This window comes from Ruegeria sp. BI11, from assembly GCF_056538005.1.
Genome location: NZ_JBQFSM010000011.1, coordinates 23308 through 37209 on the forward strand (window position 1 = coordinate 23308; position 13902 = coordinate 37209).

Annotated in this window: 16 protein-coding genes; 4 read left to right on the forward strand and 12 right to left on the reverse strand. The window is 52.2% G+C overall.

Going from position 1 to position 13902, the window contains the following annotated elements; genetic code table 11:
- Positions 1-13 precede the first annotated feature (13 nt).
- Complete coding sequence (locus tag ACR0DT_RS19450; RefSeq protein ID WP_480712347.1) at positions 14-457, forward strand: hypothetical protein; 444 nt, start codon at positions 14-16, stop codon at positions 455-457.
- Positions 458-636: 179 nt separating this feature from the next.
- Here the strand turns inward: ACR0DT_RS19450 and ACR0DT_RS19455 are convergent, their stop codons facing one another.
- Both ACR0DT_RS19455 and ACR0DT_RS19460 read right to left on the reverse strand, forming a co-directional pair.
- A complete protein-coding gene (locus tag ACR0DT_RS19455) occupies positions 637-2247 on the reverse strand; it encodes an arylsulfatase (protein WP_480712348.1) in 1611 nt (536 codons plus the stop codon).
- Between the two features lie 238 nt (positions 2248-2485).
- Positions 2486-4363, reverse strand: coding sequence for an adenylate/guanylate cyclase domain-containing protein (locus ACR0DT_RS19460; protein WP_480712349.1), 1878 nt, complete (start codon positions 4361-4363; stop codon positions 2486-2488).
- Between the two features lie 943 nt (positions 4364-5306).
- Between ACR0DT_RS19460 and ACR0DT_RS19465 the strand changes: the two genes are divergently transcribed.
- Both ACR0DT_RS19465 and ACR0DT_RS19470 read left to right on the forward strand, forming a co-directional pair.
- Positions 5307-6407, forward strand: coding sequence for an Acg family FMN-binding oxidoreductase (locus tag ACR0DT_RS19465; RefSeq protein WP_480712350.1), 1101 nt, complete (start codon positions 5307-5309; stop codon positions 6405-6407).
- Complete coding sequence (locus ACR0DT_RS19470; protein ID WP_480712351.1) at positions 6397-6846, forward strand: MarR family winged helix-turn-helix transcriptional regulator; 450 nt, start codon at positions 6397-6399, stop codon at positions 6844-6846. The genes ACR0DT_RS19465 and ACR0DT_RS19470 overlap by 11 nt, the downstream gene beginning before the upstream one ends.
- Positions 6847-6883: 37 nt before the next feature.
- Here the strand turns inward: ACR0DT_RS19470 and ACR0DT_RS19475 are convergent, their stop codons facing one another.
- The 10 genes from ACR0DT_RS19475 to ACR0DT_RS19520 all read right to left on the reverse strand — a co-directional run bounded on the left by ACR0DT_RS19475 (position 6884) and on the right by ACR0DT_RS19520 (position 12907).
- Positions 6884-7651, reverse strand: coding sequence for a hypothetical protein (locus tag ACR0DT_RS19475; RefSeq protein ID WP_480712352.1), 768 nt, complete (start codon positions 7649-7651; stop codon positions 6884-6886).
- Positions 7652-7697: 46 nt separating this feature from the next.
- Positions 7698-8870, reverse strand: a complete 1173-nt coding sequence (locus ACR0DT_RS19480) for an adenylate/guanylate cyclase domain-containing protein (protein WP_480712353.1) — start codon at positions 8868-8870, stop codon at positions 7698-7700.
- Between the two features lie 125 nt (positions 8871-8995).
- Positions 8996-9496, reverse strand: coding sequence for a CIA30 family protein (locus ACR0DT_RS19485; protein WP_480712354.1), 501 nt, complete (start codon positions 9494-9496; stop codon positions 8996-8998).
- Between the two features lie 68 nt (positions 9497-9564).
- Positions 9565-10017, reverse strand: a complete 453-nt coding sequence (locus ACR0DT_RS19490; RefSeq protein ID WP_480712355.1) for a TspO/MBR family protein — start codon at positions 10015-10017, stop codon at positions 9565-9567.
- Between the two features lie 13 nt (positions 10018-10030).
- Complete coding sequence (locus ACR0DT_RS19495) at positions 10031-10573, reverse strand: aggregation factor core (protein WP_480712356.1); 543 nt, start codon at positions 10571-10573, stop codon at positions 10031-10033.
- A gap of 95 nt (positions 10574-10668) precedes the next feature.
- Entirely contained in the window at positions 10669-11052 is a 384-nt protein-coding gene (locus ACR0DT_RS19500; protein ID WP_480712357.1) for a nuclear transport factor 2 family protein, read from the reverse strand.
- Positions 11053-11195: 143 nt separating this feature from the next.
- The gene (locus ACR0DT_RS19505; protein WP_480712358.1) at positions 11196-11576 is read right to left on the reverse strand and encodes a VOC family protein; all 381 of its coding nucleotides are present in this window, start codon (positions 11574-11576) and stop codon (positions 11196-11198) included.
- Positions 11577-11879 (reverse strand): zinc-binding dehydrogenase, encoded by a 303-nt coding sequence (locus tag ACR0DT_RS19510; protein WP_480712359.1) that lies wholly within the window; start codon positions 11877-11879, stop codon positions 11577-11579.
- Between the two features lie 12 nt (positions 11880-11891).
- Complete coding sequence (locus ACR0DT_RS19515) at positions 11892-12590, reverse strand: zinc-binding alcohol dehydrogenase family protein (RefSeq protein WP_480712360.1); 699 nt, start codon at positions 12588-12590, stop codon at positions 11892-11894.
- Positions 12591-12616: 26 nt separating this feature from the next.
- Positions 12617-12907 (reverse strand): putative quinol monooxygenase, encoded by a 291-nt coding sequence (locus tag ACR0DT_RS19520; RefSeq protein WP_050606061.1) that lies wholly within the window; start codon positions 12905-12907, stop codon positions 12617-12619.
- Positions 12908-13011: 104 nt separating this feature from the next.
- On the opposite strand from ACR0DT_RS19520, the gene ACR0DT_RS19525 reads away from it, so the two are divergent.
- The gene (locus ACR0DT_RS19525; RefSeq protein WP_480712469.1) at positions 13012-13899 is read left to right on the forward strand and encodes a LysR family transcriptional regulator; all 888 of its coding nucleotides are present in this window, start codon (positions 13012-13014) and stop codon (positions 13897-13899) included.
- The last annotated feature ends 3 nt before the right edge of the window (positions 13900-13902 follow it).

Genomic DNA, 13902 nt, shown 5'->3' on the forward strand with positions numbered 1-13902 from the left:
TGAAGGAAAAGCCATGAAAACGAAGCTACACGCAATCGCAGGCGGTATCGGCTTTTTGATGATCCTTCTTTTCTGGACATCTACAGCTATTAGCGAACTCTTTGCGAGCCACGCGACAGTCGCGGTCGTCAAAGCGTCAATCTTGAAAGGCATGTTCATCCTCATACCAGCAATGGCCATTGCAGGCGGATCGGGTATGGCAATGGGTCGGAAGCGCAAAGATGCGCTGACGAGAGCAAAAAAGACCCGTATGCCGATAATCGCGCTAAATGGATTGCTGATCCTTGTTCCGGCCGCCTGGTTTCTTGCAGGCAAGGCCGCCGCTGGAGAATTTGACATCACCTTCTATGCGATTCAGTCGATTGAGCTGATCGCCGGGGCCACCAACCTCACGATGATGGGGTTGAACATTCGAGACGGCTTGCAAATGAGCGGGAAAATTCGACGACCAAGCTGAAAGCTCTGCCCTATCGCTCTCGGTGGCTTGGTTTCTGGCATCCGAGCAAGCGCAGTAAAATTGTGCTTTGTTGTACATTTAGGCCACTGCAAAGCAAGTTCGTGAAGTTCGGTTCGGGCTGCGATCAGTCTATTTACGTGGATTGCTTAGATAGGTTGTTCTGAGCCGGGGTGAGCAAACTATCCCTCGGCTGTTTCAATTTTCCACGCTTCAAGTAGCCTGGGAAGAGCCACATCCCAATCCATGACACCAGTTGTCTTGGCCCATTTGGTGTACTGGCCAATCAAATCTGCTTCCAATTCGGTGTTGCTCCCTCTCAAATCTGTCAGCTCCGTGCGATCTGCTTCGATATCATAGAGTTCCCAATCTTGCCCATGCTGTCTGACAAGTTTGAACTGACCCAGGCGTATGGCTGAATTGCCTTCATGCTCGAAAAAAATAGGTTCTTCACGTACCCAATCCTTACCGCGGAGCAGCTCCATCAAGGACTGCCCTTGCATGGGTTGAATCTCATGGCCGCCGAGCTCGCTTTGGTACTGACAATCCGTTGCGTCCAATATAGTCGGCAAAATATCGACGACATGGCAGGCCGCATGCGCGTTCGCGCCGGAAGCAAACCCTTTCGGCCAATGCGCTATTAGTGGTGTCGAGATACCACCTTCATGGACGTAGTGCTTGAACAACCGAAACGGCGCGTTCGAGACATTTGCCCAGGGTTTGTCGTAGCTCTGGTATGTCAGCGCATCACCCGGCATCACGTCGGGACGGTTTCCCATTTCAATGTGCCGACCGTCGTTTGTGGTATTAGGAAAGAACTTTGCCCATCCATCTTCAGCCATGAATTCAGCGCAGCCGCCATTGTCGGACAGGAACATAATCAAGGAATTTTCAAACTGCCCCAAACGCTTCAGAGCAGCGATAAGCCTACCAATAGATTGATCCATCCGGTCTACCATTGCCGCATAGGTAGCCATTTTTCGCGCTTCCCAATCCGTATTCTGTTCGGCTTCCCAGGGATGAACACCAACGTCACGCGGAGAAATCTCCCAGTTTCTTTGAAACAGCCCCATGCTGTTCATAGTTTCGTGCCGTGCAGTTCGGATTGAGTCCCAGCCCATTGAATACACGCCGTCATAGCGCGCGATATCCTCGGGGTGGGCATGCAGGGGCCAATGCGGTGCAGTATGTGCAAGATAAAGAAAAAAGGGCTGATCGTCGGGCGTTTCCTCAATCATTCCGATTGCTTTGTCCGTGATTGCATCCGTGAAGTAAAAGTTATCCGGGAATGTCATTACTCGGCTGTCATCTTCGAGCATGTAATGAGGTGAAAAGAAGTGGGTGACGCCATCGACAATCCCGTAAAAGCGATCAAACCCGCGTTGCCGTGGGGTTGGGTGCTCAACATCGCCAACGCACCAGCTGTCTACTTCACGAGCCATGAAGTCCCCAGCGACATGCCATTTGCCCGACATCAGGGTCCGATAGCCACCAGCACGCAAATGTTCAGCTATCGTGGCGCTGTCGTTACGTAAAAACCCTTGATAGGCAGAGGTTCCCAGGTTGGCCCCCATGTGACCCACTCCTGCGTTGTGCGGGTACAACCCAGTCAGGAGAGACGCCCGGGTGGGGCAACAACGGGCACAGTTATACATTGCCGAAAGCAGCACGCCATCTCTTGCAAGGGCATCGATATTTGGAGTGCGTATTTCCGATCCGGTAGCACCCAAATCTGCAAAACCCAGATCATCCGCCAAGATCAGAATCACATTTGGTCGTTTTCCTGTCTGCATTTGGAGGCTCCATTGCTACGCTTATGACCGTACCTTACTAGCAACGACAATCTTCTCCCAAAACGACCCAACCTTGGCAGGGTAAGAGAGGACTGCCGTCCGCTCAAAGGTTTCAAAAGCAGGCATCGGCCCAACCACAGCATATTTGCCATAATCTGGTGGATCAGAAATTGCTGCGATTGTTGCTAATGTCAGCTTGTTGCGACGCCACACGTAAAAAAGAGCGCTAAAAAACCATTCATTCCCTGGTTTCAGGTACACCTAGTTTTCGCAGATCATCTATCCACCGTGTGAGATACGCTTCATCCTCGAATGGCGCATTCATCGCTTCCTGAATAGTGAAATCAGGGTTGGCGGTCAGAAACTCATCGATAACGGCTTGCGCGTCACTGGCGAGTCCAAGGCGCAGCAGAACCGGAGCGTAGGTGCGTTTCAAGCCGTCAGGTATTTCGTTCATCTGTTCAATTGAGGCTTTTGCGTCTTCGTACTTCTCGGCGAAGTACTGGGCCCACCCGAGATTCCACAGATACCAATCTTGGTGATGCGGGTTTAGCCGAATCGCCAGTTTCATGCGTTCAACTGCCTCTGGCGCCTTGCCGCCGTAGACGAGTGGATCAATGGAATCTGCCAGCACTGAAGCAGAATTTGGATTCAGGGAAATGGCTTTGTCATAAAGTGCAGCCGCACGCGCGAGGTTACCACTTTGCGTCGTCGCATTGGCCAAGGCCCAATGGCCCTTGAAATTAAGCGGTTCTAACTCAATGGCTTTTCGTGCCATCTCAAAAGCGCGTTCCAGCGACTCCTGTCGCGTCAAAGCACTGGTCCATCCCCAACGATACCCGTTTATGTGCGCCCAAGCGTTTTCCACATACGCACCGGCATAGTTTGGGTCGAGTGCAATTGCCTTTGCACTGAGCTCTTCCGCCCTGATGTTTCCCTCTTTCGTAAAGGTGAACCATTCCTCCTGCGCGCGTTTGCGCAATTCGTAAGCTCCAAGACTTTCAGTGGGTTGATGCTTCAGGCGGCTGTACTCGGCAAGATCAATATTCGTGGAGAGAAGCGATGCTACTGTCCGCGTTATTTCATCTTGCACTGAAAATATGTCCTGTAGGTCTCTGTCATAGCTGTCAGCCCAGATGTTCTGCCTCGTCGTTGCATCAATGAGTTGGGACGTCACGCGCAAGCGCTCACCGGCAATTTGGACGCTTCCCTCAACGATGTAGCGAACACCCAATTCCTTTGCCATTTGCTGTGTATCTATCGGAGTGTCCTTATATGAAAACGTCGAATTTCGGGCGACCACGAAGAAATCGGAAAACCGGGACAACGCCGTCAGGATGTTCTCACTCAGCCCGTCGCTGAGGTAATCTTGACTCGGGTCGTTGTTAAGATTGTCGAACGCCATGACAGCGATGGAAGGTTTTCCAGACAGCGGCGCGACTTGTTCCGCCGAGTCAGGAGATCGCGCCGAGGGCCGCGTTTGCCACCAGGCAGCGGCCATCAAAACCAGAATGGTCGCAGTGCAGGCTGCTAGGATTAACCGTGTATTTTTTGGCTTGTCCGTAAGTGGCACGTTGGGGGAAATGATGGCTGTCGCCTTTTCATCCATTGTAAGGCTGTACACGCGAACGGGTTCGGAGATGTTTTTAATCTCACGCATCCCTAAATCTTCGATGGTGAGATCAAGCTTGGTATGCACCTGTTCGAGAACATTAGCCGACATGTAAATGCCATCAGGGACAGCCAGACCTTCAATGCGTGCAGCGACATTAACTCCATCCCCGTAAATGTCGCCCTGATCTACAACGATGTCGCCGACATTGAGGCCGATCCGATATCGCACCTGCGCGTCTTTCGGCACGTCAGCGTTAGCGATCCCTAGATAGTGCTGCATCTCCACGGCACATCGAACGGCCTCGACTGCGCTTGCAAATTCGATGAGTAGGCCGTCGCCCATCAATTTAACGATGCGCCCGTTTCTTGCAGCAACAATTGGTTCGAACAATTGCTCGCGATGGGCTTTGACTGCAGCCAGAATTCCCGCCTCGTCCACACGAATAAGACGGCTATAGCCAACCACATCGGCGGCAAGTATCGCAGCCAGTCGTCTTTCCAAAAGCTGAACTCCCAGAATAGGCTTCACGCTAAACAGAAAGTCGCATCTAAGCCAGACGCATTGACTGAACACATTAACTCAACAAAGCCGCTGTTCATTGAATGTCCGATGTGGGCTGGAAACGACAAATGAGCCCGCTTTGCCGGAACATTGATCATGTCATGGAATCAACCAAGAACTAGCCCGGCTGATATTGAATTTCGAAGCTGAAAGACGGAGGGGAACTACGCCCAAAGTTTTGGGCCAAAGATGCAAACCTTTATGCTAAATGCAAAGCTATGCGCGCACCTACAAAGCTGTAGGTCTGCGCACAACGCTGCGCTTTCATCACTGATTTCATTGAAGAAAACCTTGAGTTTTCGCCCATAGATTTGCACCGTGTTGGCGCAAAACTTTGCACGATTAGCCTAAAAGCCTGCACTCCAACTCGAAAGCACTCTGGCTTCTGTCCTAAGGTGCCCGAAAAAGTGACCCAAAGCCAGCGCCTAACAGCTTTTAGCGCATCTAAGGCAGCATGTCTCAATGCTGGGTTGCAGTAAATATACTAAAGGCTATCGACGACAAACCTGAACCGATGTCCGGCTTAAGACACCAATTACTGCGCAGCTGTCTAAGCGATTAGCGAAGGTCGACCGGGTGTCGACCCTGTTAACGTCATCGAGCACAAAGGCTCCAAGCCAAGGCTGTGCTTTGTGGGATACTCAAAAAGCAACGCCTTAACAGTCTCCGATCTACTGGTGCTCGTTCTTAACCGTCTAAAAGAACTGATTGTTTTGACATCCCTGGCACCCCGAATACTTGTCGGACACGGTAGTCCGCAATAGCGCCCGGCTGTTCTAGTTTTCTTTTCTCCAAGTCGTAAAACCAGTCAACGCATCCATTGGGGTTGATTTAATACGATTTCGTATTATTTAGTTCGATATCGTACTATTGGAGGTCCAAGATGCCAAATCGAAGACGTTTTCTAAAGATTCTGGGCGGAGGCACAATACTGGCGGCAACGGGCGCGTTTGCGTTCCTCGCTACACGCACGCCGCATGACGCGCTGGCTCCGTGGACGCCAAAACCGTATGACGACCCACGCAAGGCTGCTTTGTCCTACGCAATTCTCGCCCCCAATCCGCACAATTTGCAACCTTGGCTGGTCGAGTTGGTTGGGCAAGACAAGGTACGTATCCACCGCGATCCTGATCGCGAGCTTCCGGAAACCGATCCTTACCACCGACAGCTCTTTATTGGCCTTGGCGCATTTGTTGAGACGATGGTACTGGCGGCAGGCGCACAGGGATTTGATACCGAGGTCAATCTACTGCCAAATGGAGATGACGGACCTATCGCGGAAGCAGTGTTTGTTCCTGGCGGAGCACCCGACCCAATCTCAGATCAAATCCTCAAACGGCATTCCAACAAAGAACCGTACACCGAACAGCGCCTCTCTGCCGACCAAGTGTCTACGCTTGGCGACTATGCAACTTTGATTACCGATGAAGATTTGGTGGCCCGTATTCAAGACCTTACGAAACGCGCTTTCGAAATCGAAATGCGTACACCGCAGACCCTGAAAGAATCCGTCGACCTGATGCGGATCGGGAAAGCAGAAATAAACGCCAACCCCGACGGGATTGAATTACGCGATCCCATGCTGGAAACGCTGCGACTTACCGGCCTATTGGACAATGAGACCCTGATGAACGTTGACCACCCAGGCACTCAGTCACACATGCGAGACTACTTCGCGATGCTAGACGCGACGCCGCAATACGCAGTCCTCACGACAGCCACAAATACGCGAAACGATCAACTCGATGCCGGGCGTCAATTGATGCGTTTTTACTTGAAGACAACCGAAATGGGCCTGGGCGTTCATCCGGTCAGTCAGGCACTTCAGGAGTATCCTGAGATGGCCGATGAATACGCTCTCGCGCATGAGCTTCTTGCGTCACCGGGCCACACGGTGCAAATGTTGCTGCGTTTGGGGTATGGACCCGAGCCAATTGCCACACCCCGCTGGCCGCTGGAGACACGAATTCTGAATGAAGCCTGAAGATGAGACCAACGAAGTCTACCGGTTCTTCACCGAAGTGGGGATCATCAATCAGTTGATCTCGACCAAGCTTGAAGCGTTCTTACCTGGTCGAATGACAGCGACTCAATTTGGAATTTTGGGCCATCTGGTGCGGCGTCCCGAGGGAGAAACCCCACTGCAACTCTCAAACGCGTTTCAGGTGCCCAAGACATCGATGACGCATATGCTCGCCAGCCTTGAAAATCATAACTTGATCACTCTTGAGACCAACCCAAAGGACAAGCGTTCGAAAATTGCCCGGTCGACGCCGCATGGCGTAGAGTTTCTGAAAACTTGTATGGATCGGATGTCGACAGCTCTAGGTCCGGTTTTGTCCGAACTCGGGCCTGAACCGTTCCATGAATCGCTGCCGAATCTGACGCTCATACGCGAAACTTTGGACAGCGAGCGCGACTAGCCGAAACCTGCGTTAACCCAAGCAAGCACCCAAATTCTCAAAACATTATGCAGTCTGTGCCCGGAGGCAGCGGCGGTGATCCTTCGGGCAAGGTGGGTGTGTAGTCAAATGTCACAATCTTCGCGCCTCCGTCGAATGCCACGAACAATTGATTGGATCCTGGCCTAATGGCGATTCCTTCCGGATCGGTTCCGAACTCCAATAAGCTTTGCTGGGCGAGCAATTGGCCATCTGCTGTAAATTCATACAGGCTGTTTGTCCCTTCCCAGTCATCAACGATCAGCATGTGGCCAGTGCGTGGATCAATCGCGATGCCCTGCGCCTCACTCAAGGGAGGAGAGAGCTTCATGGTATCCAACCTTGCCGTAAGGACGCCTTCTGAAGTGAACCAGGACAACCGTTCGGGGTCGTCTTCGACGGTCACGATCTGCCCCTGGGCATTGATTGCGATGCCTTCGGTATCCGCAAAACCACCTTCAAGTTCAAAGGGTGCTCCTAAAGTGACTCCTTCCTTAGTGACACGTTGGAGGCTGCCAAGACCGTCGCCTAGCAACAAGTGATCCCCTTCGATAGCAATTGCTTTGATACGGAAGAGATCGCTGGATATGCGGCGCAACTCATCACCTTGCAATGTAACGAGAATGGCCTCGGGCCCCTCATTCGCGATCCACAACCCACAAAACGTTGGATCGTAGTCAAGACTTGCGGGCTGATTGAGCTCATAGCGCCCGGTTTCACGGAGCTGCAATGCAATAGCTGGAGCAGTCCCAGCGCAGATCAGTAAGGCTACGATTCTCGCAAACACTCAGGATGCTCCCGGAAAGTATGTTGTTTTGAATACATATAACTGACTATTGCGCCCCTTCAGTGAGAAGGAACAACTCAATGGGCTGAGCAAGGCCACGTATTTCGTGATCCCCACAACTGACGAACATGTTCGGTGCAGCACCTGCAACGGCTGACGTCGCCAACACTCTCTGACCAATTGTTTTTGTTAAGCTTTCAATTCGGCTTGCGACGTTCACCGCACCGCCCAGAACAGTAAAATCAAGCCTGCCGGGGCTGCCGATATTACCGTAGCTGACCTGCCCAACGTTGATCCCAATTCCAATGTCCAAGGGCGGTTTTTGGAACTCGTCTCGTCTAGTGTTGAGAGCTTTCAAACCACTCAGCACACTCTGCGCTGCAAGAGCCGCCATTCTGCAACGGTCGGCATGGTTTTTTTGAGCTTCAATAGTGAAGATCGACAGGATGCCATCACCCATGAACTTGAGGACGTCTCCACCGTTGTCTTCTACGGCTTTGACCACCAGATCAAAATAGTCGCTGAGCGTGTCGAAGACTTCTTCTTCCGTAGAGGTATCGGAAAGTGCCGTAAAGCCTCGCAGATCAGAGAACATAACCACGGCATCCAGAGTTGTTCGCTCACCGCGCTTGATGTTGCCGCTCCAGACTGCCTCGGAAGGCCCATCTCCTAAATAGGTTCGAAGTAGACCTTTAGACGATTTTCGCATCGTCACAGGTTCCAGAGCGGAAGAAAGGGCAGGTAAGACCGCTTCAATCAGCCTTAGATGTTCCGGCGAGAATCCATCCGGCGCCTGTGTAACGAACGTACAACCATGCAGCGATCCATCACCGTAATAAAGCAAAGTAGCGTAGTAGTCGGTGCCGCCTTGCTCTGCAAATTCCAAATAAGATGAATGCTCTGTTTCTGAGTCCAGTTGCTGGAGACTTTTGTGAAGCGGCTTTCTATTCGCCAGAATATACTCGAATGAGCTCCCAACATAACCATCCGTCAACGTCGTCTCATGTGTGACATCGTAGCTGTCGGTGCCGTTGGGCGTCCAAACCACGCCCCAAGCAATAAGCAGTGGATTGGCAAAGCGCTGGCCAATGTTTGCTCGCCACAGCGGAACTCCGGCTTCGACCAAGGAAGAACAAAACTGTGACACCACCTTTACGGGATCGCCGGAGCGACGACCTTCTGTAATCATCCATTCGGTTAGTCGAGTGACTTCTTCCATGTACCCAAGTTAGTCGCTTGCAAAGGATGAGCAAAGACTATTGGAATTGCATTGTCGCTTACATTTATTAAGCCGCCTGATCTGGCTGGTTCAACGAAGATTGGAGCGCTGCGCCCGGGCGACCTTCAGTAGAAACCAATCTCGCTGACATCTACGCTGGCCTCATGATCGCGCCCGAAGGCTACAACCCCAACTGAGGTTATTGCTTCCGCAACGGGAATAGCGCGCAACATGGCACCTGAAGCTTTGAAGCCTGACAGAGGCAAATAGACTTCGGCCCACTCGTCAGAAGTTGCGAACTCGGCCTGATAGTATTGCCATGGAAGCACGGTGCCACTTGTCCGAAGGTGGACGAAGTATCGTTCGCCGTTGCCCCGGACCAATAGCCTGACGCCTGATACACCCGTATCTGGCCGATCAGGCAACTTGCGTCGGAACTGGATGAAGCCGCCGTTGTTTTCAGTACTGACGGTTCCGGTCAACCGCGCGAATGCAACATTACCTTCCGAACGAAACTGCACCTGCCCTGAAGAAACTCCTCCCATTACGGTGTCGGCAACGTAGTCCCAACGCGTCTCCGGAGACTTGGAGAAGTCTTCTGCAAGATTTTCATCAGCCTGGGCCATTATTGTGCATCCGATTATAGCAAGACCTGAAACAAGCCCAATGAAGATGGCACGCATATTGTTCCTTCTCAGTTCAGTATCGCAATGGAAAGGTTCAGCGCCGTGGCAAATGCGACCCACGCCAAGTACGGCAGGAAGGCCAGTGCTGAAACCCGATCTGAATTCCTGACCCGAGCGATGAACATGACGATCACGATCAGCAACGCGACAATGACTACAAGAGCAAACCCCGGCAGTTGCAGTACGAAAAAGGTCGGGGACCACAAAAGATTCAGACCCATCTGTGCCCACCACAGCTTCATGGCGGTCGCGCTTCGGTCTGTTTCGAACTGGCGCCAACCCGCCATAGCGATCAAGACATAAAGCACCGTCCAAACCGGCCCAAAAATCCAATTTGGTGGATTGAAAGCCGGTTTGGAGAGCTGCGCATACCATTCGCCAGGGGCGGTCAGGGTCCCGACGAGGATGCCACCTCCCAACATCAGCGCGAGGAATGCTGTGCGGATCAACCAGTTCGACATTGTAGGATAGCTTTCAGCAGTCCTTGGTCGTCACGTTAACACGTGCTTCGGAAGAGAAGGTCGCAGTCCTGGTCTTATCCGCATCAGTATACGACACCGTGGCGCCTTCGATCTCCGACCCCGTTACGGTGATTTCGCGTTGCCCGATAGTGTCATCTACATCGATGGTAAAGACGAGTTTGTCGCCGGCTGCGAGGGAGGCGATCTCAAGTTCAATTGTATCTTGCCCGTCCACGACCGTTGGAATTTGCCGCAGAGCATCAGCACTCTCAACGAATTCTAGAGGTTGGAAGACCTCTACACCCGCGCCCTTTTCGGTAACGTCGAAAATCAGACGCCCGGCAGATTGCGACAAGTCAATTTTGACGGTCGAGGCTTCTACTTCGCACATTCCGACATTTGTCAGAACAAATCGGTCCTTGGGTGCGCCCTCGATGAAGCGAATTTGAACACCAGCTTGAAGCGACGTGGCTGCAAATAATCCAACGGTCGCCGCAAGAATACTCTTCGGGAGCATATTTATCTCCTTCCTAATGGGTTCTTGATAGATACGCATTGACGGGTTTCCTGGATCAGACTTATGCCCTTTGGCTATCGTGGTTCAGTCGACATAAACTTAAAATTCCATGCACCGCAGTCAGAACGGTTAAGTCAAAACATGCCATTGTCATTCTCGCTGTTTGCTGGAACTTCCTGAAGAACGTCCCAGTGTTCGACAACGTTCCCATCGACATCCAGGCGAAAAATATCTATCCCTGCGTACTCGAGACCATCGGGCCAGATTTGGTGGCAATGCAGAATAACGTGGTCGTCTTCAGCAAAGGCACGTTTGATGTCCACACGCTTTCCCGGGTACTCGGCGGCCATGCGCTCAAAATACTCGACAAAAGCTTGCTTGCCGTCGCCAACATGTGGGTTGTGCTGCGTATAGGTTTCACCAACAAAGGTCGCTATGGCCTCGGCAGGTCGACACTCGTTGAACATCATTTCGTAGAAAGCGATGACGTTTTTCTTGTTTGTTTCGAGGTCCGGCATGCTGATCTCCAAAGCGGCGTTTGTACCGCCCGAAATGTTGGTCCGCGTAATTCTTGGAAGCAACCCGGCAAAGATCTCGACCACTAATCGGCAAGAAGTTACGAGCTTGATTTTGCGTTCCGACTATTTCGAGGGCTTGTCCCTTACTCGGTTTCTTCAAAGTCTATGTGAATGTGATTTCCATCAGGATCGGCCACATGGATTTGTACCATTCGAGTCCCCGGGACATCAGTTTTGCGATACTGGATCTGACTCGAGATCAGTTTTTCTTCGAATGCGCCCAACCCCGTGGCTGAAAGTGCGAAATGCTCGAGCTTGAGCTTCACTTCGGAGCCGACGTTAGGTGTTCCTTCGTGACCCACAAGGTGAACCACTGCGTCATCACCCGCATACAACCAAGCTCCGGGAAACGGAAAATCAGGGCGGGCCCCAGGTTCCAAACCCAGGACCTCTTCATACCAAGTAACCATCTCAGGCAACCTAGTCGTCACGATATTCACATGATCCAGCCGCTCAATTCTCATCTAAAAACCCTCAAGCACAAGCTTTCCTTTGGCCTTGCCGCTTTCAAGGATAGCATGCGCTTTCTTTAAGTTTGCAGCATTGATTGTACCAAGAGTATCGGTCGCTGTGGATCTGATCTTTCCGTCATCTATCAACCCGGCGACCTGATTCAGGATTTCGCTTTGACGGTTCATATCTCCAGTCCCAAAAAGCGACCGAGTGTACATGAACTCCCAATGCAATGAGATCGATTTGGGTTTGAACGGCGCGATGTCGAAGGTTTCAGGATCATCAATCAACCCAAAGCGACCTTGGGGCGTCATCACCTCTCCAGCTTAGGACGCATAAAGCTGGGAATGGTTCGTGGAATAGATGAAATCTACACTGTCGATACCGAGAGCGTCGAGTTGTGTGCCAAAAGGTTCCGCATGGTTGATGACATGGTGTGCGCCAAGCTCTCGAACCCAGTCTTGTGTCTCGGGCCGGGACGCTGTGGCAATCACCGTCAAGTCAGTGAGAGCCCGCGCCAATTGAATGGTGATTGACCCGACACCGCCTGCGCCACCAATAACCAGCAACGTCTTTGTTCCGCCGGGAACGGCATTTTGGACTCGCAAGCGGTCGAACAGCATCTCAAAGGCAGTAAGCGTCGTTAGCGGCATCGCCGCAGCTGCTTTCGCCGGTATGGATTTTGGCGCTGATCCAACAATACGTTCATCCACCAGATGAAACTCGGCATTGGTTCCCGGTCGGTTTATTGCCCCGGCATACCAAACTGCATCTCCCGGACGGAAAGTCTCGACCGTTTCGCCAACTGCTTCGACGATCCCTACTGCGTCCCACCCCAGAATATCAGGTGCTGGACCCGCAGGAGCACGATTCTGCCGAATTTTCGTATCCACCGGGTTCACTGACACGGCCTGCACCTTCACCAACAAGTCATGCCCGTTTGGTGTCGGTTTGTCGGCCTCGAAGTCGATTAAGGCGTCCGCCCGATCAATCGACCCTGTCTCACGGTATCCCACGGCTTTCATAACGTGCTCCTTTGTCCGGCTCTCTATCAACCGATGACTGTCATCTCATTCAACGTGAATTCTGCAACGGCCCCCTCTGTTGCTTCCAGGTAAGCCGCAAGGTGCTGAGCACCCATGTGAGTTTGCCAAAGCTCCCGGCTTTGCCAGTTTTCGTAGAACACGAAATGAGCCGGGTTATCGTTGTCCTGATGTAGGTCGTAGTTGATGCAACCCTCTTCGGCACGGGTTATGTCGATGAGCTTGATTAGCTCGGCCTTTACGAGGTCAATCTTGTCGGGGTTGGCTTTGATGTTGGCGACGATTGTCAACTTGGCCATTGGAATATGTCCTTTGTGTTCTTGAGCGATGCGCAAGATTTACGTCGCAGTCTTTTCGGGATAAACAGGGCAGGGGCGAACATATAATCCGGAATTTCCGATTAATGCTTCTAGACAATCTTCGCTTGTTTCTGACCATAGCCGAGAAAGGCAGTCTTGTGGCCGCGGCGCGTGAGACAGGAATGTCGAGCACGACAGTGTCCGAACGGCTCGCGGCTCTGGAGGCACATTACGGTGTGGTATTGTTCAACCGCACCACCCGTTCCATTAGCCTGACCGAAGAAGGCCGGACACTCGCTGACGGCGCAAGAAGCGTACTCAGTGAGGTTGCGGACCTGGATACACTTGTTCGGCACGGCGCCGAAACTCTGTCTGGTCCAATTCGCATAAGCGCGCCCATTGACTTGGGACGGAGCTTTGTTTCCGAGGTTATTACCGAATTCACCGAAAAGAACCCTGCCGTCTCAATCGAACTGTCCCTCTCGGACGGCTATGTCGACCTGGTAGGTCAGGGTTTCGACCTCGCCGTTCGCTTCGGCAACATCACAGACAGCTCGCTCAGGTTGCGAAATCTAGGAAGCTACCAACGTTTCGTGTGTGCGTCCCCAAGTTATCTGGCCTCATTCGGAACGCCTGAAAAACCAGAAGATCTGTTAAACCACAACTGCTTGGTCATGAGGTTTGGCGACATGATCGACAACGTTTGGGAGTTTGGATCAGGACCATATGCCCAGCGCGTTTCGGTAAAGGGAAATCGAATAGTCAATGATGGTTCACTCATCCGCGATTGGGCGATTGCAGGCCATGGGATCGTCTTAAAGTCGGAGCTGGATGTCGGCGACGATGTTCGATGTGGCAGACTTGTTTCTGTCTTGCGCGATTTCCTCCCACCGCCGAAGCCTTTGCAAATGATGTTTCCTCCGAGCCGAGCCCAACCACGTCGCATAACGGCCTTGGCCGAGCATTTGCGTCGCAAATTTGGTGTGAGTTGAGGC

Excerpts from the sequence above, each read along its gene's own strand:
- ACR0DT_RS19450 (WP_480712347.1), top strand. The coding sequence starts at position 14 with ATGAAAACGAAGCTACACGCAATCGCAGGCGGTATCGGCTTTTTGATG.
- ACR0DT_RS19455 (WP_480712348.1), bottom strand. The coding sequence starts at position 2,247 with ATGCAGACAGGAAAACGACCAAATGTGATTCTGATCTTGGCGGATGAT.
- ACR0DT_RS19465 (WP_480712350.1), top strand. The coding sequence starts at position 5,307 with ATGCCAAATCGAAGACGTTTTCTAAAGATTCTGGGCGGAGGCACAATA.
- ACR0DT_RS19470 (WP_480712351.1), top strand. The coding sequence starts at position 6,397 with ATGAAGCCTGAAGATGAGACCAACGAAGTCTACCGGTTCTTCACCGAA.
- ACR0DT_RS19480 (WP_480712353.1), bottom strand. The coding sequence starts at position 8,870 with ATGGAAGAAGTCACTCGACTAACCGAATGGATGATTACAGAAGGTCGT.
- ACR0DT_RS19485 (WP_480712354.1), bottom strand. The coding sequence starts at position 9,496 with ATGGCCCAGGCTGATGAAAATCTTGCAGAAGACTTCTCCAAGTCTCCG.
- ACR0DT_RS19490 (WP_480712355.1), bottom strand. The coding sequence starts at position 10,017 with ATGTCGAACTGGTTGATCCGCACAGCATTCCTCGCGCTGATGTTGGGA.
- ACR0DT_RS19495 (WP_480712356.1), bottom strand. The coding sequence starts at position 10,573 with ATGCGTATCTATCAAGAACCCATTAGGAAGGAGATAAATATGCTCCCG.
- ACR0DT_RS19500 (WP_480712357.1), bottom strand. The coding sequence starts at position 11,052 with ATGCCGGACCTCGAAACAAACAAGAAAAACGTCATCGCTTTCTACGAA.
- ACR0DT_RS19505 (WP_480712358.1), bottom strand. The coding sequence starts at position 11,576 with ATGAGAATTGAGCGGCTGGATCATGTGAATATCGTGACGACTAGGTTG.
- ACR0DT_RS19510 (WP_480712359.1), bottom strand. The coding sequence starts at position 11,879 with ATGACGCCCCAAGGTCGCTTTGGGTTGATTGATGATCCTGAAACCTTC.
- ACR0DT_RS19515 (WP_480712360.1), bottom strand. The coding sequence starts at position 12,590 with ATGAAAGCCGTGGGATACCGTGAGACAGGGTCGATTGATCGGGCGGAC.
- ACR0DT_RS19520 (WP_050606061.1), bottom strand. The coding sequence starts at position 12,907 with ATGGCCAAGTTGACAATCGTCGCCAACATCAAAGCCAACCCCGACAAG.
- ACR0DT_RS19525 (WP_480712469.1), top strand. The coding sequence starts at position 13,012 with ATGCTTCTAGACAATCTTCGCTTGTTTCTGACCATAGCCGAGAAAGGC.